The sequence below is a fragment of the Streptomyces sp. NPDC038213 genome, assembly GCF_055600495.1.
In genome coordinates, this window is the sequence record NZ_JBVJYM010000027.1 from 91,117 (window position 1) to 108,750 (window position 17,634).

The 17,634-nt window shown below is 76.1% G+C and carries 14 protein-coding genes; 4 read left to right on the forward strand and 10 right to left on the reverse strand.

Annotated elements, in window-relative coordinates; genetic code table 11:
- Positions 1 to 266: 266 nt before the first annotated feature.
- Positions 267 to 917 carry a DUF3000 domain-containing protein gene (locus ACZ7JZ_RS28310; RefSeq protein WP_470944036.1) on the reverse strand — a complete coding sequence of 217 codons (651 nt, stop codon included), beginning with the start codon at positions 915 to 917 and terminating at the stop codon, positions 267 to 269.
- A gap of 91 nt (positions 918 to 1,008) precedes the next feature.
- On the opposite strand from ACZ7JZ_RS28310, the gene hemE reads away from it, so the two are divergent.
- Positions 1,009 to 2,073, forward strand: coding sequence for a uroporphyrinogen decarboxylase (gene hemE / locus ACZ7JZ_RS28315; protein WP_470944039.1), 1,065 nt, complete (start codon positions 1,009 to 1,011; stop codon positions 2,071 to 2,073).
- A 357-nt stretch (positions 2,074 to 2,430) separates the two neighbouring features.
- Here hemE and ACZ7JZ_RS28320 read toward each other — a convergent pair whose 3' ends face one another.
- Together ACZ7JZ_RS28320 and ACZ7JZ_RS28325 are read right to left on the reverse strand one after the other, a co-directional pair.
- Positions 2,431 to 3,846, reverse strand: coding sequence for an FAD-dependent oxidoreductase (locus tag ACZ7JZ_RS28320; protein WP_470944041.1), 1,416 nt, complete (start codon positions 3,844 to 3,846; stop codon positions 2,431 to 2,433).
- A gap of 85 nt (positions 3,847 to 3,931) precedes the next feature.
- Positions 3,932 to 5,059, reverse strand: coding sequence for a DUF4349 domain-containing protein (locus ACZ7JZ_RS28325; protein ID WP_470944043.1), 1,128 nt, complete (start codon positions 5,057 to 5,059; stop codon positions 3,932 to 3,934).
- A gap of 139 nt (positions 5,060 to 5,198) precedes the next feature.
- Here ACZ7JZ_RS28325 and hemG point away from each other — a divergent pair, with 139 nt between their 5' ends.
- Both hemG and hemQ read left to right on the forward strand, forming a co-directional pair.
- Positions 5,199 to 6,710, forward strand: a complete 1,512-nt coding sequence (gene hemG, locus ACZ7JZ_RS28330) for a protoporphyrinogen oxidase (RefSeq protein ID WP_470944046.1) — start codon at positions 5,199 to 5,201, stop codon at positions 6,708 to 6,710.
- Between the two features lie 4 nt (positions 6,711 to 6,714).
- Positions 6,715 to 7,428, forward strand: coding sequence for a hydrogen peroxide-dependent heme synthase (gene hemQ, locus ACZ7JZ_RS28335; RefSeq protein ID WP_470944047.1), 714 nt, complete (start codon positions 6,715 to 6,717; stop codon positions 7,426 to 7,428).
- A 96-nt stretch (positions 7,429 to 7,524) separates the two neighbouring features.
- Here the strand turns inward: hemQ and ACZ7JZ_RS28340 are convergent, their stop codons facing one another.
- The 4 genes from ACZ7JZ_RS28340 to ACZ7JZ_RS28355 form a co-directional block, all read right to left on the reverse strand.
- Positions 7,525 to 9,174, reverse strand: a complete 1,650-nt coding sequence (locus ACZ7JZ_RS28340) for an alpha/beta hydrolase (protein WP_470944069.1) — start codon at positions 9,172 to 9,174, stop codon at positions 7,525 to 7,527.
- Positions 9,175 to 9,569: 395 nt separating this feature from the next.
- The gene (locus ACZ7JZ_RS28345) at positions 9,570 to 10,619 is read right to left on the reverse strand and encodes a TIGR04222 domain-containing membrane protein (RefSeq protein WP_470944048.1); all 1,050 of its coding nucleotides are present in this window, start codon (positions 10,617 to 10,619) and stop codon (positions 9,570 to 9,572) included.
- Positions 10,616 to 12,100, reverse strand: coding sequence for an MbnB/TglH/ChrH family RiPP precursor modification enzyme (locus ACZ7JZ_RS28350; RefSeq protein ID WP_470944072.1), 1,485 nt, complete (start codon positions 12,098 to 12,100; stop codon positions 10,616 to 10,618). The genes ACZ7JZ_RS28345 and ACZ7JZ_RS28350 overlap by 4 nt, the downstream gene beginning before the upstream one ends.
- Positions 12,101 to 12,329: 229 nt before the next feature.
- On the reverse strand, positions 12,330 to 13,106 hold the full coding sequence (locus tag ACZ7JZ_RS28355) for a peptidyl-tRNA hydrolase (protein WP_470944051.1): 777 nt from the start codon (positions 13,104 to 13,106) through the stop codon (positions 12,330 to 12,332).
- Between the two features lie 94 nt (positions 13,107 to 13,200).
- Here ACZ7JZ_RS28355 and ACZ7JZ_RS28360 point away from each other — a divergent pair, with 94 nt between their 5' ends.
- A complete protein-coding gene (locus ACZ7JZ_RS28360) occupies positions 13,201 to 13,875 on the forward strand; it encodes an AIM24 family protein (RefSeq protein ID WP_470944053.1) in 675 nt (224 codons plus the stop codon).
- A 70-nt stretch (positions 13,876 to 13,945) separates the two neighbouring features.
- Here ACZ7JZ_RS28360 and ACZ7JZ_RS28365 read toward each other — a convergent pair whose 3' ends face one another.
- The 3 genes from ACZ7JZ_RS28365 to ACZ7JZ_RS28375 all read right to left on the reverse strand — a co-directional run bounded on the left by ACZ7JZ_RS28365 (position 13,946) and on the right by ACZ7JZ_RS28375 (position 17,374).
- Positions 13,946 to 14,938: a polysaccharide deacetylase family protein gene (locus ACZ7JZ_RS28365; RefSeq protein ID WP_470944054.1), complete on the reverse strand. Its 993-nt coding sequence runs from the start codon at positions 14,936 to 14,938 to the stop codon at positions 13,946 to 13,948.
- A gap of 17 nt (positions 14,939 to 14,955) precedes the next feature.
- Positions 14,956 to 15,909, reverse strand: a complete 954-nt coding sequence (locus tag ACZ7JZ_RS28370; RefSeq protein WP_470944057.1) for a PPK2 family polyphosphate kinase — start codon at positions 15,907 to 15,909, stop codon at positions 14,956 to 14,958.
- 64 nt (positions 15,910 to 15,973) lie between these two features.
- Positions 15,974 to 17,374: an alkaline phosphatase PhoX gene (locus ACZ7JZ_RS28375; protein ID WP_470944060.1), complete on the reverse strand. Its 1,401-nt coding sequence runs from the start codon at positions 17,372 to 17,374 to the stop codon at positions 15,974 to 15,976.
- Between the last annotated feature and the right edge of the window lie 260 nt (positions 17,375 to 17,634).

Sequence of the window (17,634 nt, forward strand, 5' to 3'; positions counted from 1 at the left end):
CACTGACTCCTTCGGCACGTCACCCGCCCGGCTTTAGGGAATGATCACGATTTGGTGAGTAACAATTCGGGCAATTCGGACGCGCGATCGATCGCGCGGCGATCGGAACCCCGTAGCGGACGTGTCGTTTGACGCCCCGCAGCGGGCTGGACCGGTCTTTCATCGACCAAATCCGACATCGCTCACATCGCAGACAGTGTTGGCTTCGCCTGCCGTGCTGCCGGCGGAGGGCCCTGACCTGCGGATCCCGGCGCGCCCGCGCACGCCTACGGGTGGTGCGGTCCGCGCCGCTGTGGCAGGGAGACCACGGCGGTGTCCGGCGGCCCCGCCGGCGGCAGCCCGGCCACCTGGCACAGCAGTTCGCACCAGGCCGACAGGTGCGCCGCGGTGTCCGGCACCCCGCCGATCCCCTCCCGGGGGGTCCACGAGGCCCGGATCTCGATCTGCGTGGCGGGCCGGCGCTCCGACAGCCCGCCGAAGTAGTGCGAGCTCGCCCGGGTCACGGTGCCGCTCGGCTCCCCGTACGTCAGCCCGCGCGCGTCCAGCGCCCCCGTCAGCCAGGACCAGCAGACCTCGGGGAAGAGGGGGTCCGCGGCCATCTCGGGCTCCAGCTCCGCCCGTACGAGCGTCACCAGGCGGAAGGAGCCGTGCCAGGCCTCGTGGCCCTGCGGGTCGTGCAGCAGGACGAGCCGGCCGTCGGCGAGGTCCTCGTCGTCCTCCACGACCGCCGCCTCCAGCGCGTACGCGTGCGGGGCGAGCCGCTGCGGCGGCCGGGTGGGGTCGATCTCGATCCCCGGGCGCAGCCGCGCCTTCTTCAAGCCGTCGACAGCCCGCCGGAACGGGAGCGGGACGGAGCTCTCCTTCGCGCTGTCCACACCGTCGGCGCCATCTGAAAATCGTCCCTGAGCCGCAGCCATGCGGGGAACGATAGGCGGAAGCGGGGCCCGTTCAGCGCAGGGACACCCGCCCCGGGGCCGCGTCTTCGGCACACGTGCGAAGATTCGGGTCGTGAGCGCCAACCTCAGCCCCGCGGGCCAGCCGAGCCAGACGTACGATTCCGCCTTCCTGAAGGCGTGCCGCCGCGAGCCGGTGCCGCACACGCCGGTCTGGTTCATGCGCCAGGCCGGGCGCTCACTGCCCGAGTACCGCAAGGTCCGCGAGGGCACCGCCATGCTGGAGTCCTGCATGCGGCCCGACCTGGTCACGGAGATCACCCTCCAGCCGGTGCGCCGCCACCACGTGGACGCGGCGATCTTCTTCTCCGACATCGTGGTCCCGCTGAAGGCCATCGGCATCGACCTGGACATCAAGCCGGGCATCGGCCCGGTCGTCGCCCAGCCGATCCGCCGCCGGGAGGACCTCGCACAGCTGCGCGACCTCACTCCGGAGGACGTCCCGTACGTCACCGAGGCGATCGGCATGCTCACGGGTGAACTCGGCGGCACGCCGTTGATCGGCTTCGCCGGGGCCCCCTTCACCCTCGCGAGCTACCTCGTCGAGGGCGGCCCGTCCAAGAACCACGAGCACACCAAGGCGCTCATGTACGGGGACCCGCAGCTGTGGGCCGACCTCGTCGACCGCCTCGCGGAGATCACCTCCGCCTTCCTCAAGGTCCAGATCGAGGCCGGCGCCTCCGCGGTCCAGCTCTTCGACTCCTGGGTCGGCGCGCTGTCCCCCGCGGACTACCGGCGCTCGGTCATGCCGGCCTCGGCGAAGGTCCTGGAGTCCGTCGCCTCCTACGGCGTCCCGCGGATCCACTTCGGCGTGGGCACCGGCGAACTGCTCGGCCTGATGGGCGAGGCCGGGGCGGACGTCGTCGGCGTCGACTACCGGGTCGCGCTGGACGACGCGGTGCGCCGGGTCGGGCCGGGCAAGGCGCTCCAGGGGAACCTGGACCCGGCGGTGCTGTTCTCCACGACGGAGGCCGTCGAGGCCAAGACCGACGAGGTGCTGGCCGCGGCGGCCGGCCTGGAGGGCCACGTCTTCAACCTGGGCCACGGCGTCCTCCCCACCACCGACCCCGACGCCCTCACCCGCCTCGTGGACTACGTCCACACCAAGACGACCCGCTGACCGTCCGGCTCCGCTGCGCGGGGCCGTTTCCCCTACCCGCCCCTTCCCGAAACCGGGGGCCTGCCCCCGGACCCCCGCACCGTGCGCTCCGCACCCGGTGCGCTCAAACGCCGCGCGGGCTGGGTTTTGCTGCGCAAATCCATCAGCCACCCCCAGCCCCGCCGGCGCTTGAGGCGCGGGGCCCGGGGCGGAGCCCCGAAACTCCCCACCGCGCGCACTCGACCCACCCACCCCAGCGAAATCCAGCCCCGCCGGCGCTTGAGGCGCGGGGGTGTGGGGGCGGAGCCCCCGCTTTCGGGAAGGGGCGGGGTGGGGGAAGGGCTCCGCGCAGCGGACCGGGGTGCGGGGCGGGCCCCGTTACGGGGCGGGTGTGCGGACCGCCGCCGCGGCGCGCCGGGCCGCGACGAGGACGGGGTCCCAGACGGGGGAGAACGGCGGCGCGTAGCCCAGGTCCAGCGCCACCACCTGCTCCACCGTCAGCCCGGCGGTCAGCGCGACCGCCGCCACGTCCACCCGCTTCGCCGCCCCCGCCCCACCCACGATCTGCACGCCCAGCAGCCGCCCGGACCCCCGCTCGGCCAGCATCTTGACCGTCATCCCGGCCGCCCCGGGGTAGTACCCCGCCGTGTTCGTCGACCGGACCGTCGCCGTCACGAACCGCAGCCCGACGTCGAGCGCGTCCTTCTCCCGCAGCCCGGTCCGCGCGATCTCCAGGTCGCAGACCTTGCTGACGGCCGTGCCGACGACGCCGGGGAACGTCGCGTACCCGCCCCCGACCCCGGACCCGATCACCTGCCCGTGCTTGTTGGCGTGCGTGCCCAGCGCCACGTGCCGGGTCCGGCCGGACACCAGGTCCAGCACCTCCACGCAGTCCCCGCCCGCCCAGACGTTCCCGTACCCCCGCACCCGCATCGACAGGTCGGTCAGGATCCCGCCGGACGGCCCCAGCGGCAGCCCGGCCGCCCGCGCGAGCCCGGTGCGCGGCTCCACGCCGAGGCCGAGGACCACCACGTCCGCCGGGTACCGCGTGCCGTCGGCGGTGGCGACCCCCCGCGCCCGGCCGTCCGCGCCGGTCAGGACCTCCGTGACCTCGGCGCCCGCGACCGTGCGGATCCCCATGGCGTTCATCGCCGTGTACACGAGCCCGCCCATGTCCGGGTCGAGGGTGGCCATCGGCTGCTCCCCGCGGTGCAGCACCGTCACCCCGTACCCGCGGACCTTCAGCGCCTCCGCCATCTCCACGCCGATGTACCCGGCGCCGACGACCACGGCCCGCCGCCCCCGGCCCCGCGCCCCCGCCCCGCCGCCGTCCTCCTCCAGCCGCTCCAGGGCGTCGAGGAGGGCCTGCCCGTCGTCGAGGGTCTGGACCCCGTACACGCCCTCCGCGCCGATGCCCGGCATCGGGGGGCGCAGCGGGCGGGCCCCGGTGGCCAGCACCAGCTTGTCGTAGCCGGTCCAGGACTCGGCCCCGGAGTCCAGGTCCCGGGCCCGGACCCGCTGCCCGGCGAGGTCCAGCTCCACCACCTCGGTCCGCATCCGCAGGTCGATCCCGCGGGCCCGGTGCTCCTCGGGGGTACGGGCGATCAGCTCGCCGCGCTCCGCCACCGCCCCGCCGATCCAGTACGGGATCCCGCAGGCCGAGTACGAGGTGAAGCGGGAGCGCTCGAAGGCGGTGATCTCCAGCTCCCCGGGGCCCTTGAGCCGCCGCGCCTGCGATGCGGCGGACATGCCCGCCGCATCGCCCCCGACCACCACGAGCCGTTCCGCCGCCATTGCCGTCCGTCCCTCCGCCGCCGTCCGCGTCCGCGCGCGCCTGCCGCGGCCCACGCTACGACGGGCGGGGAGGAACGGCCGCCGGTCAGCCGCGCGGGGCCGCTCCCGGACCCCCGGCGGAGCCGTCCCCGGATCCGTCGACCGCCCCGGCCGCCCCCGCCCCGGCCTCCGCAGGCGGTCCCGCCTGCACCGGCACCGCGGGCGCGGGGCGCGGTGCCCCGCCCTGCGCCGGGCGCGCCCCCGGCCGCGCGGGCCGGACCCTGCGGTACGCCCGCCGGATCCCCGCCGCCAGCGCCCCCAGGACCGCCAGCGCCCCCAGGAACGGCAGCAGGGCACCGAAGACCACGGCGATCCACCGGGCCACGGCCGCCAGCGCGTCCCAGCCGCCCGCGAGGGCGTCCGTGAAGCCGGGGTCCGGGTCCTCCTGCGCCGCGGGGCGGGCGGGCGCCGGCTCGGTGACCTTCAGCGTGATCGTCGCCAGCGAGGTCTGGTCCTTCAGGGACTCCTGCTGGGCGAGCAGCGCCTCCAGTTCGGACTGACGGCGGCTCAGCTCCCCCTCCAGCATGACCACATCGCTCAGCGCCGAGGCCCGCTCCATCATCTCGCGCACCCGGACCACGCTGGCCTGCTGCGAGCGGATCCGGCTCTCCACGTCCACGACCTGCTTGGTGACGTCCTGCGCGTCGACCTTCCGGGAGAGCAGCTTGCCGCTGCCCTCCAGGGAGGCGAGCACCGCGTCGAAGCGCTCCGACGGCACCCGCAGCGTCACCCGGGTGGACATCCCGCCGAGTTCGCCGCGGTCCGTGGTCTCGGTGCCCACGTACCCGCCCGCGGCGACCGTCGCGGACCGCGCCGCCGCCAGCGCCGCCTGCGTGCTCTTCGCCCGGATCTCCAGCTCTGCCGTACGGATGATGTGCGCGCGGACGGCGGGCGGCTTGGCCGCCGGGGCCTTACCCGGGGCCGCCGAACCGGCGGACCCCGAGCCCTCGGCCCCGGCCGCGCCGGGCTCCGCGCCCGCCCGGTCGGCGGCCCGCGGTGCCTGTGCGGCCTCCCCCCTGGCGCCGCCGTCCAGGTCCCCGGACCCGCAGCCCGTCAGGACGAGCGCACCCAGGAGGGCGGCGGAGGCCAGGGCCGGGGAACGCCGTACGGGGCGGCGGCCGGCCGGGCTGCCGGAACCGCCCGCGGAGTAACGGCTGGTGCTGCTGATTCTCATGATGCCCCCGAGGTCTTCGGACGGAACGCGGTCGGTGCAGATGCCGGTTGGACGTGCCGGCCCGCTCACCGGGTTGCCCCTGCGGGGTCCCGAAGCGGTCACGGTCCGGACTCGTTACGGGAAATGAGACGATGAGCCCATGCCAGAAACGGACACGAGTGCGGAGCGGGACGCCGCCGCACCGCACCCCGGCGCCCCCGCGGCGCCCGGCGCCCGCCGCGTACTCGTCATCGGCGGCGGCATCGCCGGCCTCGCCGCCGCGCACCGCCTGCTCGGCACCGGGGCCCGGATCACCCTCCTGGAGTCCTCCCCCCGCCTCGGCGGCAAGCTGTACGCCGGCGAGCTCGCCGGGGTCCCCGTCGACCTCGGCGCCGAATCCCTCCTCGCCCGCCGCCCCGAGGCCCTCGACCTCGCCCGCGCCGCCGGACTCGCCGACGCCCTCCGGCCCCCCGCGACCGCGACCGCCACCCTGTGGACCCGCGGCGCCCTGCGCCCCATGCCCCCCGGCCACGTGATGGGCGTACCCGGGGACCTCGGCAGGCTCGCCGCCTCCGGAGTGCTCACCGACGAGGGCCTGCGCCGCACCGCCCTCGACGCCGAACTGCCCGCCACCGAGGTCGGCGAGGACATCGCCGTCGGCGAGTACGTCGCCGCCCGCCTCGGCCGCGAGGTCGTCGACCGGCTCGTCGAACCCCTCCTCGGCGGCGTCTACGCCGGGGACGCCTACCGCATCTCGCTGCGCGCCGCCGTGCCCAAGCTCTACGAGGCCGCCCGCACCCACCGCACCCTCGGCGAGGGCGTCCGCGCGATCCAGGAGGAGGCCCGGCGCGCGGCGGCCGCGTCGCAGGAGGCCGCCGGACCCGTCTTCCAGGGCATCGACGGCGGCATCGGCCGCCTCCCCCTCGCCGTGGCCGAACGGCTGCGGGAGGCCGGGGCCGAGCTGCGCACCGGCACCGAGGTGCGCGAACTGCTCCGCACCCCCGGCGGCTGGCGGGCCGTGACCGCCGCCGGCGAGGCCCTCGACGCCGACGCCGTGGTCCTCGCCACCCCCGCCGGGCCCGCCGCCCGGCTGCTCGCCGGGGCCTGCCCGGCCGCGGCCACCGAGCTGGCCGCCGTCGAGTACGCCTCCATGGCCCTGGTCACCCTGGCCTTCCGCCGCGCCGACCTGCCGGCGGCGGTCGCCGGGCCCGGGGCGGGCAGCGGCTTCCTCGTACCGCCCGTGGACGGGCGCACGATCAAGGCCTCCACCTTCTCCGCCAACAAGTGGGACTGGGTGGGCCGGGAGGAGCCCGGCCTCTTCCTGCTGCGGACCTCCGTGGGCCGCCACGGAGACGAGGGCGACCTCCTGCGGGACGACACCGAGCTGGTCGAGGCCTCCCTGCGCGACCTCGGCGAGGCCGTGGGCCTGGCCGCCCGCCCGGTCGCCCGGACCGTGACCCGCTGGGACGGCGGACTGCCCCAGTACCCCGTCGGCCACCTCGCCCGCGCGGCCCGGATCAGAGCCGCGGTGGAGCCGCTGCCCGGGCTCGCGGTCTGCGGGGCGGTGTACGACGGGGTGGGCGTCCCGGCCGTCGTCGGCAGCGCCGTCGCGGCCGCCGAGCGGATCATGGGCACCCTGGCGAAGAGCACGGAATCGGACACGGGACAATAGGCGCATGACTGCACCAGAGAAGATCCCCAACGCGGGGAAGAAGGCCAAGGACCTCAACGAGGTCATTCGCTACACGCTGTGGTCCGTCTTCAAGCTGAAGGACGTGCTGCCCGAGGACCGCACCGGCTACGCCGACGAGGTCCAGGAGCTGTTCGACCAGCTCGCCGCCAAGGACATCACCGTCCGCGGCAGCTACGACGTCTCCGGCCTGCGCGCCGACGCCGACGTCATGATCTGGTGGCACGCGGAGACTGCGGACGAGCTGCAGACCGCGTACAACCTCTTCCGCCGCACGAAGCTCGGCCGTGCACTGGAGCCGGTGTGGTCGAACATGGCCCTGCACCGCCCCGCCGAGTTCAACAAGTCGCACATCCCGGCCTTCCTGGCCGACGAGGTGGCCCGCGAGTACGTCAGCGTGTACCCCTTCGTGCGCTCGTACGACTGGTACCTGCTGCCCGACGAGGACCGCCGCCGGATGCTCGCGGACCACGGCAAGATGGCCCGCGGCTACCCCGACGTCCGCGCGAACACCGTCGCCTCCTTCTCGCTCGGCGACTACGAGTGGATCCTCGCCTTCGAGGCCGACGAGCTGTACCGCATCGTCGACCTCATGCGGCACCTGCGCGCCTCCGAGGCCCGCATGCACGTCCGCGAGGAGGTGCCCTTCTACACCGGGCGCCGCAAGTCCGTCGCCGACCTGGTGGCCGGGCTCGCCTGAGACCTCCCCTGGGGGGACGGGCCGGAGGACTGACCTCCTCCGGCGGATCGGGAGGCCCTGCCCCCGAAACGACGCAGCCGGACCCCGCCCGGAAGTTCAGACGCCCGGCGGCAGCACGCCCTCGCCCCGCGAGGGGGCTGCCGCCCGGCGGTCCAGCGACACCGGTGCGGGCTCCGGATGCGGCGCACACGCCGTCCGCCACCCCGGGATGCGGCCGGTGAGCAGGTACTGCTCCACGTGCCGGTCCACGCACGGGTTCCGGCCGCCCACGACCCCGTGGGCGCCCGCTCCCCGCTCCGTCACCAGCGCGGCGCCGTGCAGCCGGCGCTGGAGCTCCTTCGCCCCCGCGTACGGGGTCGCCCCGTCCCGCTCCGCCGCCGCGATCAGCGTGTACGGCAGCGCGCCCTTCCCGGCCCGGACGTCCACCGGCCGCTGCCGGGGCCCGGCCGGCCAGGAGGCGCAGGGCAGGTTCGTCCAGACGTTGTCCCAGGTCTCGAAGGGGGCCCGGCGGGCCAGCGCCGTGTTGTCCCGGTCCCAGACCGCCCAGTCCGCGGGCCAGGGGGCGTCGTTGCACAGCACCGCCGTGTAGACCGCCGTGGCGTTCTCGTCGGCCGCCGCCGTGGCCGTATCCGGGGCGGCCTGCCCGACCAGCGGCTGCGGGTCCCCGCGCAGGAAGGCGGCGAGCGCCGCGGCCCGCGGGGCCCAGTACTCGTCGTCGTACGCGGTCCTCAGGAACGCCGACTGGAGCTCCCCGGTGCCGACCAGGCCGCCCGCCGGCCTGCGGGCCACCGCCGCCCGCACCTTGTCGTAACTCGCCTGCACCGCCCGCGCGGTGGTCCCCAGCCGGTACGCGGAGTGGTGCCGGGCGGCCCAGCCGAGGAAGTCCTGCCAGCGGCCTTCAAAGGCCAGGGACTGGTCCAGGTTGCTGCGGTACCAGATCGCGCGCGGATCGGGGTTCACGGCCGAGTCGAAGACCATCCGGCGGACCCGGCCCGGGTAGAGGGTGGCGTAGACGGCGCCGAGGTAGGTGCCGTACGAGGCGCCGACGAAGTTCAGCTTCGGATCGCCCAGGGCGGCCCGCAGCACGTGCAGGTCGCGGGCGTTGGCGAGGGTCGTGTAGTGGCGCAGGGCCGCGCCCGCGCGCTGGGCGCAGCCGCGCGCGTACGCCCGGGCCGCCGCGATCCGCTGTTTCTTGTGGGCCGCGGTGGGGTGCTGCTGCACCTGCGTGGGCGCCTGCACGTGCCGGGCCGGGTCCTGGCAGGACAGGGGGGCGGACCGGCCGACCCCGCGGGGGGCGTAGCCCACCAGGTCGTACGCCCTCGCCGTCCGCTCCCACTCGGGGTAGCCCGCAAGGGCCGGGAAGTACATGCCGGAGCCGCCCGGCCCGCCGGGGTTGTAGACCAGGGAGCCCTGGCGGGAGCCGCGCGGGCCGGTGGCGGGCAGCCGGCTGACGGTGAGGGAGATCTGCGGGCCGTCGGGGCGGGCGTAGTCGAGCGGGACCCGGAGCCGGGCGCAGCCGACCCGTGCGGGCAGCTCCTCGACGGCCGGACACCTCCCGAACACCAGCCCCGCGGCAGCGGCCCGCCGCGCGGCGGCCTCCGCCCCGACGGCTTCGGCGGCACCGGGGGCGGCCGCGGCGGGAGCGCCCGCGGCGGGGGCGGGACCCGGCAGCCCCAGCGTCAGGGCGAGGGAGACGGGCAGCGACAGCAGCGCGAAGCTGGAACGGCGCCGTACGGACTTCCGCATCCCGGCCCTCTCGTCGGCGTTCATCGGATGATCCGGGAACGGGGATCGTGGAGGGATGCTCGGCGGCGCAGGTACGGAAGTAAAGGAGGCCCGCGTGGTGTCGCCCCCCGACAACCCCCTCGCCGGACCGCTTTCCCCCACCCGCCGCACCGCACCCGCCCGCCGGATCCGGACCACCGACACCGGGCACCCGGACCGTCCTCACCGGGGCACACCGCCGGGCCTGGCGGCCTGCGGCCTATAGGCGCAGATGGCTCTTGGCGGCGGGTGATCGCCCCCGCACGTGGTCGGTGCGGGGGCGCGGCCGGGCTCAGGGCGCCCGGGTTCGGCCATCGGCGCCCCGGCCGCCCCGGGCCCGGTTCGGCCGGCCGCCCGGGCCCCGGCTGGCCGTGCTGTCAGGAGCTGCTGCTGCCGCAGCTGGAGCTCGAGCTGGACGAGCTGCCGCAGCTGGAGCCCGAGCCCGAGGAGCTGCCGCAGCTGGAGCCCGAGGAGCTGCCGCAGCCCGAGCCGGAGGAGCCTGCGCAGCCCGAGCCCGAAGAGCCTCCGCAGCTCTGCCCGGAGTCGCTCGTTGCGCACCACACCACCGCGGGCGCCGTGCCGTCGTCGCCGTCCGCGCCGTCGTGGTCGTGCCTGCGGCCCGTGCGGGAGCCGGACGGGGATCCGGACGGGCGGGTCGGCGGCCGCATCAGGTACGCCCGCAGGAGCGGGTCCGGCACCCGGCCCGGTCCGTGCAGGGCGACCAGCAGCCGCGGGTCGGTGGTCCCCTGGGCGGCCTGCCGGTACCGCAGCAGTGCGAGCTGGCCGGCGGCCGTCACGCGGCGTCCCGCCGAGGCCCGTACGATCCCGCCGGCCACCGCTCCGGCGAACGCGGCCGGGAGGGTCAGGACGAAGCACAGTACGGCGCCCGCCGGCAGGTCCTCCGCGGAGGCGGCCACGACCACGAACCCGACGAAGGCCACCGGGAGCAGCAGCATGCACAGCACGATCTGCACCGTCGCCAGGCGCCGGTAGCGGTCCGCGCTGCCGGGACGGGCCAGCAGCCCGCGGTCGGCCAGCACCTCGCCGGTCTCCTGGACCACGGGGTCCGCCATGGCGGCGGCGCGCAGCTGGTCCAGCGAGCCGTTCGGCCCGTCGGCGTGGGCGCGCAGGAGGACCCGCTCGGCGGGGTCCTGGGCGCGGGCGCCGGAGCGGACCTGCACGATGCCGGGTCCGCCGATCATCATCCGGCCGTCCTGGCAGAGCCCGACGAGTGCGGTGTCCACGACCCGGCGCGGTCCGCCGGAGAGGAACGCCGCCTCGACCGGGTCGTGCAGCGGGCCCGCGGGCCCCGGGCCCCGGCGGGACCGGGCCAGCCCGGTGCCCAGCAGCACGGTGGCGAGGGCGACGGAACCCCAGATCACGAGGACGGTCGTGACCGTCCAGGCGGGGAAGGCCTCGGAGATCATGCCGCCCACCGCCCCACGAGCGTCCGCGCCCGGCGCTGCATCCGGCGCAGGGCCCCGGGCGGCCGGGGACCGGTGCGGTCCTCCCACCAGTAGGTCAGGGCGCGGCGGGCCGCCGGGTCCTCCGGAAGGCCGTTGACCAGCAGGTGTTCGGCGAAGTCCAGGGCGTCGCGGCGGTAGCCGCCCGTCATGGGCCGGGTCCGGGCGTACCCGAGGAACGCCTCGCGGTACCCGTCGCCGAGGAACCCGGGCAGCTCCGGCGCCACCTTGCGCACCACGTCGGCCCGCTTGGCGGCCAGCGCCCGCGCCTGCACCCGGATCCGCTGCGGGTCGAACCCCTCCGGTACGGGCGTCCCGGCCACCAGCGCCGACAGCAGCGCGGCCTGCGCCACCCCGACCCGCTCCCGGGCCCCGGCCGGGGCCGCCGTACCGGGAGCATCCGGGTCCCCGGCCCCCTCCGGGGCGGACGGTCCGCCCGCGGCCGGTCGCGCGGCGGCAGCCGGGCCCCCACCACCCGGGGCGCCGGAGCGCGGGACGCTGCCCGCAGCCGGAGCCAGGGCCGCGGGTCGGCCCCCGGGCCCACCCGCGGTCGCAATCCCCTGGGTCCCGCCCGGCCAGGCGCCGGAGGCGGCGGGCCGGGTGGCGGTGACGGCGGCCGCCGGGGCGCCGAAGGCCGCCGTGCGGATGGCCTCGAACTCGGCGGCCAGTTCCGCCTCCGGCGGGAACGCGTCGTCGCGCTCCAGCAGCACCCCGGGCGGTTCGGTCCGCCCGGCCAGCTCGGAGAGCAGCCCGAGGACCTCGTCCGGCACCGGGTGCGCGTGCGTGTCGTGCCACACCCCGTCCCGCTCGACCCCGCCCGCCACGTGCACGTACGCCAGCGACTGCGGGGGCAGTGCGGCCAGTACGGCGAGGGGGTCCTCCCCCCGGTTGACGCGGTTCGTGTGCAGGTTCGCCACGTCGATGAGCAGCCGTACACCGGTCCGCTCCACCAGCTCCGCGAGGAACTGCCCCTCCGTCAGCTCCTCCCCGGGCCAGGACACCAGGGCCGCGATGTTCTCCAGCGCCAGCGGCACCGGCAGGGCCTCCTGCGCGATGCGGACGTTCTCGCACAGGACGTCCAGGGCGTCGCGGGTCCGCGGTACCGGCAGCAGGTGCCCGGCCTCCAGCCGCGGCGAGGCCGTCAGCTCCCCGCCCGCGCGGACGAACGCGATGTGCTCCGTGACCAGCGGCGCCCCCAGGGCCACCGCCCGCTCGGCCAGGTCGGCCAGCCGCCCCGGGTCCGGGCGGTCCGCCCCGCCGAGGCCCAGCGAGACCCCGTGCGGGACCACGGTGACGCCCCGGGCGCGCAGCCGCTCCAGGGACTCGGGCAGATGCCCGGGGCAGAGGTTCTCCGCCACCGCCTCGACCCAGTCCAGGCCGGGCAGCCTCTCGACCGCCTCCGCGATCTCCGGCCGCCAGCCGATCCCCACCCCCAGGCGTGCCATGGGCTCCATGCCGTACCTCCCCCGATTGCCGTGTCGTACGTACGCGTGTGTGCGCTGTACCGGCGCCGTTGCCGTGCAGCCGTGATTCCCCGTTGCCGAAGTGTTGGCCCCGAAGCCGCACGGCCAATCCACGGCAGGGGACGTTCAGAGGAACATTTGAGGTTTCGCCCGCACCACCGCGGACCCGATGCAGCCCCCGCCCCCCGCCCCCCGCCCCCCGGCCCCGGCCTCAGCCCAGCCGCCCCCGCAGCGCCGGGTGGTCGGCGACCACCGTGCACGAACCCGGGGCGATCTCCGTGAACCCGGCGTCGCGCACCACCGGCAGCCCGCTGCCCGCCAGCGCCGCCCAGTCCGCGGCCGGAGCCGTCCGTACGGCCAGCGCGAAGCCCGACTCCCGCCAGCGCTCCCGCTCGGGCCCGGTCAGCTGCCACCAGGCGAGCTGCGCCCCGTGGCCGGCCTGCGCCATGGCCTTGCCCGCGGACATGTCCAGCTCCGGGTTGAGCCACAGCACCGGCAGCCCGGGCGCCGCCGGACCCGCGGGCTCCGGGTCGGCCAGGTCGGTTCCGGACACCTGGAGCTTCGCCAGCTCCTTGGGCCAGCCGTCCAGCGGGACCGGCGGGAACACGCGCACCTCGGCCGCCGGGCCCGGCGCGCCGGGCCCCGCCACGGTGATCCCCGGCAGGGTGCCCGCCTTGCGCCACTCCGCGCCGCGCGCCCGCCGCACGACCTTGCGGATCCGGGCGTCCTGCCAGGCGCTCACGGCCCCGGCCCATTCGCCCTCGCCCGCCGCCCGCTCGTCCGCGAGCAGCACCAGCACCGCCCGCGCGGCCGTCTCCAGCGCGTCCGTGCGCGCCGGGGGCTCCGCCTTCTCGATCCGCACCACCAGCGGCAGGACGAACTGCGGGGCCTCGTCGCGGTGCGCGGCCCGCATGTCCTGGCTGCCCGCGGTGTCCTCCGCGGGGTCGGGGGAGGGGCTGTCGGCGGGGCTGCTGATCGGGGTGCTCATCCGGCCAAGGATGCCAGTGTCCGACCGGAGGATGAGAGCCCAGGGGTGCGTGAGGATGACGAAACCGCCGGCGGGCCGCGGGAGGATCGGAGGCATGAAGAGCGATCTCTTTTCCGCCGAGAACACCGCCCGCCCGGCCACCGCGCCCGGCATGACCCTCCAGAACGCCAAGTCCGTCAAGTACGCCGTCGACGGGGAGATGTTCGCCCGCCAGGGCGCGATGGTCGCCTACCGCGGCGAACTGGCCTTCGAGCACAAGAGCCAGGGCATCGGCGGGCTGCTCAAGCGCGCGGTCACCGGCGAGGGCCTGGCGCTGATGACCGTGCGCGGCCGCGGCGAGGCCTGGTTCGCGCACGAGGCCGGCAACTGCTTCATCCTGGAGATCGAGCCGGGCGACGCCCTCACCGTCAACGGGCGCAACGTGCTCTGCTTCGACCCCACGCTGTCGTACGAGATAAAGACCGTGAAGGGCGCCGGTATGACCGGCGGCGGGCTCTTCAACAGCGTCTTCACCGGCCACGGCAAGCTCGCCCTGGTCTGCGACGGCACCCCGCTCGTCATCCCGGTCGGCCCGCAGGCGCCGGTGTACGTGGACACCGACGCCGTCGTCGGCTGGAGCGCCGCCCTGCGCACCGGGCTCCAGCGCTCCCAGTCCGTGGGATCGATGCTGCGCGGCGGCTCCGGCGAGGCGGTGCAGCTCAAGCTGGAGGGCGAGGGCTTCGTGATCGTCCGGCCCAGCGAGCTGGTCGAGCGGCACGCCTCCGGCTGACGGCCGGATCCGGCGGGTACGGGTGCCAGCCCCCCGGCGGGTGCGGGCGGGCGCCCCGCCGGGGCCCGCGTCACCGCCCGACGAGCTCGGACACCTTCACGAACCGGTACCCGCGGGCCCGCAGCTCCGGCACGATCCGCCGGACCGCCTGCTCGGTGACGGGGGCCGCGCTGCGGGTGCAGTGCAGCACCACGACGGACCCCGGGCGCACCCCGTCGACGACCTGCTCGGCGACCGCGTCCGGGTCCTTCGCGAAGGCGTCCCCGCTGACCACGTCCCACTGCACGGCCGTGACCCGGGCGGTGGACAGCGCGCGCAGGGCCGCGTCGTCGTAGCAGCCGCCGGGGAAGCGGAAGTACGGCACGATGTTGCGCGCCCCGGTCCTGCGGAAGGCCTCGAAGGCCCGGTCGACATCGGCGCGGGCGGCGGCCGGGTCCAGGGCGGGGAGCCCGTAGCAGGGGCTCTTGAAGGCGTGGTGGCTGTACGAGTGGTTCGCGATCTCGAAGCCGGGGTCCGTGCCGATGGAGCGGGCCTGGTCGGGGTACTCCTCCGCCCAGCGGCCCGTCATGAACACCGTCGACGGCACCTTGAGGGCGCGCAGGGCCGCGATGAGCTGCGGGTTGTCGAAGCGCTCGCCGCGGGCGGCGCGCGGTCCCTGGTCGGCCGTCATATCGGCGTCGAAGGTCAGGGCGACCGTCTTGTCGGCGGCGCCGCCCGGGCCCGCGGAGCCGCGGGCCCGCTCGAAGACGGGGGTGAGCCCGCCGGGCCCGGGCGGCAGTACCGGCGCCCGGCCGGCGGCGCGCCCCGGGGCGGGAGCGGCGGGCTGCGGGGCCGCGGACCGGCCGGAGGCCCCCGCTGCGGACCCGGACGCGGACCCGGACGCGGACCCGGCCGTGGACGCAGCGCCCGACGCAGCGCCCGACGGGGCCCCGGACGGGGCGGGCCCGGTGCCGACGGGCGGCGCGGGAGGGGCGGCAGGCGTGGAACCGGCGCCGCCCCCGCAGCCCGCGAGAGCGGCACAGAGAGTAGCCGCGGCGACTACGTTTCGTACGGAAATGGTCACGCGGGAAACATATATGACTATGTGGCAAGCAGACGTTTACGGCACTCCTCCACGTCGAACCCCGCCGCCGGGTACTGCGGGTCCAGCTCCTCCAGGTGCTCCAGCAGCAGGGTGCTGACGGCCCAGTTGCGGTACCACTTGCGGTCCGCGGGCACCACGTACCAGGGGGCCGCCTCCGTGGAGCAGCGCTCCAGCGCCTTCTCGTACGCCTGCTGGTACGCCGGCCACAGCGCGCGCTCCGCGATGTCGCCCTCGTTGAACTTCCAGTGCTTGTCCGGATCGTCCAGCCGCTCCAGCAGCCGGCGCCGCTGCTGCCCGTACCCGATGTGCAGGAAGACCTTCACCACCGTGACCCCGTCGTCGGCGAGGCTCTGTTCGAAGCGGTTGATCTCCCCGTAGCGCCCCCGCAGGACGGGGCGCGGGGCCAGCCCGCGGACCCGGGCGATGAGCACGTCCTCGTAGTGCGAGCGGTCGAAGATGCCGATCTCGCCCGGCCGGGGGAGCGCCTTCATGATCCGCCAGAGGAAGGGGTGGTCGCGCTCCTGCGGGGTGGGGGCCTTGAAGGCCGTGATCCGGCAGCCGGAGGGGTTGAACAGGCCGATCACGTGCTTGACCGTGCCGCCCTTGCCGCTGGTGTCCATCCCCTGGAGCACCAGCAGCACCCGCCGGCGGTCCCCGCCCGTGCCCGCCGCGTACAGCCGCTCCTGGAGCCCGGCCAGCCGGGCGCCCAGCGCGGCGGTCGCGGCCAGGCCCGCCTCCTTGTCGGCGGGCCCCGCCGGGACGGCGGCCGGGTCGAGGGCGGACAGGTCCACGCGCCGGCCGCCCCCGACCGCCAGCACACTGCGCAGGGAGGGCTCCCCGCCCACGCCCTCCGGCCGCCCCCGCCCGTCCCGCCGTCCCCGGCCGCCGCCCTTCCCGGCCGCCCCGCCCTGCCTGCCCGGTTCGCGGCCCCTGCCGCCCTGCTCCGCCATCGCGCACCCCTTCCGCCCGTCTCGACTCCGTACGATCCTCCGACGGAACGGACGTGCGCGCGACTCAGTGGCGCCAGGGCCCGGTGACCGCGAACGTGGTCCCCGGGGAGTAGCAGTTGACGTACATCACGGACCCGTCCGGGGAGAACGCCACCCCCGCGAACTCCCCCCACTCCGGGGCCCCGGGCGCGCCGATGTCCTGCGCGTTGCGCGCCACCGGGTACACCCCGCCGCGCCGGTCGACCCCGTACACGTGCTGCGCGCCGTCGCCGTCCTCGCAGACCATCAGCCCGCCCCCGGGGGCCAGGCAGATGTTGTCCGGGGACTCCCCGGGCAGGTCCACGCCCGACGCCGGGCCGAAGGCGACCACCAGCGTCAGCCGGGAGCGCCGAGGCTCGTAGCGCCACACCTGGCCCCGGTGGTCCGCCGCCGAGCCCTCCCGGCTGCGCGCGAAGCTGGAGACGAAGTACACCGCGCCCCCGGACCGGGCGCTGCTCCAGTAGCAGCCCTCCAGCTTCTGGGCGTGGGTGATCCCGCGCGGGCCGAAGTCCTGGAGCCGGATCGGGGTGCCGGCGGCCTGCGGGTCCGGCACCGGCACCCACTCGACGGGGAACTGCGCGCCCGGCTCGGCCACCGCCGACAGGTCGGGCACCCCCGGCACCCGCATGGCCTCCAGGACACCGCCCGCCCGCAGCGAACCCGGCCCGCCGAGCGGCCGGGCGGGCAGGAAGCGGAAGAAGAGGCCGAAGGGCCGTACGAAGGCGTCCTCGGTCTCGTACACGACCCCGGTGTACGGGTCCACGGCCACGGCCTCGTGGGCGAAGCGGCCCAGGGCGGTCAGCGGGACGGCGCCCGTGCGGTGCGGATCGGCGGGGTCCACCTCGAAGACGAAGCCGTGGTCCTTCGCGTATCCGCCGGTGCCCGCCTTGTCCTCGGTCTCCTCGCAGGTCAGCCAGGTGCGCCAGGGGGTGGGGCCGCCCGCGCAGTTCACGGCCGTACCGGCCACGCCCACCCGCTCGCCGGTGACCTCGCCGCGCGGGCCCAGTTCCAGGACCGTGCAGCCGCCGCGGGCGGCCGGGTCGTAGGTGAGCCCGGGGACGGCGGGGACGCGCAGCTCGGCGCTCGGGCGGTTCTCGTGGTTGCGCACCAGCCGGATCCGGCGGCCCGGCGCCCCGAAGGCCGCCATGCCGTCGCAGTTCTGCGGGACCGGGCCCTCGCCCGAGCGCATCGGGTCGCCCGTCCGGGAGAGCACCCGGTAACGGAACCCCCGGGGCAGGTCGAGCAGTCCGGCGGGGTCGGGGACCAGGGGCCCGTACCCGCCGCCCCCGTACCCGCCCGGGCCTGCGGGCCGCAGCCGGCCCGCGGCGCTCGCGGAGCCGGTGAACAGCTCGCCCAGCGATCCCGTGAAGGCGATGGCGGCGGCCGCGCCCGTACCGGCGAGGATCTGACGTCGTGTTGCGGACATGAGGCAACTCCCTGTTGGGGGACAGGAAATGTGACCCGCCTTGGTACCACGCGTGCACGGCACACGGAACGGTGCGGATCGGCCACAGTGCCTCGGATGTCGTACGGCGATCCGTCAGACGGCCGCGGGTGTGCGGTATCTGACGGACCGCCGGGAACGGGCCTCCGGCCTCCGGGTTCCCCCGGCGGCCGGACGGACCGTCAGACCAGCTTCGCGTCCAGCGTGATGGTCGTACCGGTCAGGGCCGCGCTGACCGGGCA

Excerpts from the sequence above, each read along its gene's own strand:
- ACZ7JZ_RS28310 (WP_470944036.1), bottom strand. The coding sequence starts at position 917 with ATGGCTGCGGCTCAGGGACGATTTTCAGATGGCGCCGACGGTGTGGAC.
- ACZ7JZ_RS28320 (WP_470944041.1), bottom strand. The coding sequence starts at position 3,846 with ATGGCGGCGGAACGGCTCGTGGTGGTCGGGGGCGATGCGGCGGGCATG.
- ACZ7JZ_RS28325 (WP_470944043.1), bottom strand. The coding sequence starts at position 5,059 with ATGAGAATCAGCAGCACCAGCCGTTACTCCGCGGGCGGTTCCGGCAGC.
- hemG (WP_470944046.1), top strand. The coding sequence starts at position 5,199 with ATGCCAGAAACGGACACGAGTGCGGAGCGGGACGCCGCCGCACCGCAC.
- hemQ (WP_470944047.1), top strand. The coding sequence starts at position 6,715 with ATGACTGCACCAGAGAAGATCCCCAACGCGGGGAAGAAGGCCAAGGAC.
- ACZ7JZ_RS28340 (WP_470944069.1), bottom strand. The coding sequence starts at position 9,174 with ATGCGGAAGTCCGTACGGCGCCGTTCCAGCTTCGCGCTGCTGTCGCTG.
- ACZ7JZ_RS28345 (WP_470944048.1), bottom strand. The coding sequence starts at position 10,619 with ATGATCTCCGAGGCCTTCCCCGCCTGGACGGTCACGACCGTCCTCGTG.
- ACZ7JZ_RS28350 (WP_470944072.1), bottom strand. The coding sequence starts at position 12,100 with ATGGCACGCCTGGGGGTGGGGATCGGCTGGCGGCCGGAGATCGCGGAG.
- ACZ7JZ_RS28355 (WP_470944051.1), bottom strand. The coding sequence starts at position 13,106 with ATGAGCACCCCGATCAGCAGCCCCGCCGACAGCCCCTCCCCCGACCCC.
- ACZ7JZ_RS28360 (WP_470944053.1), top strand. The coding sequence starts at position 13,201 with ATGAAGAGCGATCTCTTTTCCGCCGAGAACACCGCCCGCCCGGCCACC.
- ACZ7JZ_RS28370 (WP_470944057.1), bottom strand. The coding sequence starts at position 15,909 with ATGGCGGAGCAGGGCGGCAGGGGCCGCGAACCGGGCAGGCAGGGCGGG.
- ACZ7JZ_RS28375 (WP_470944060.1), bottom strand. The coding sequence starts at position 17,374 with ATGTCCGCAACACGACGTCAGATCCTCGCCGGTACGGGCGCGGCCGCC.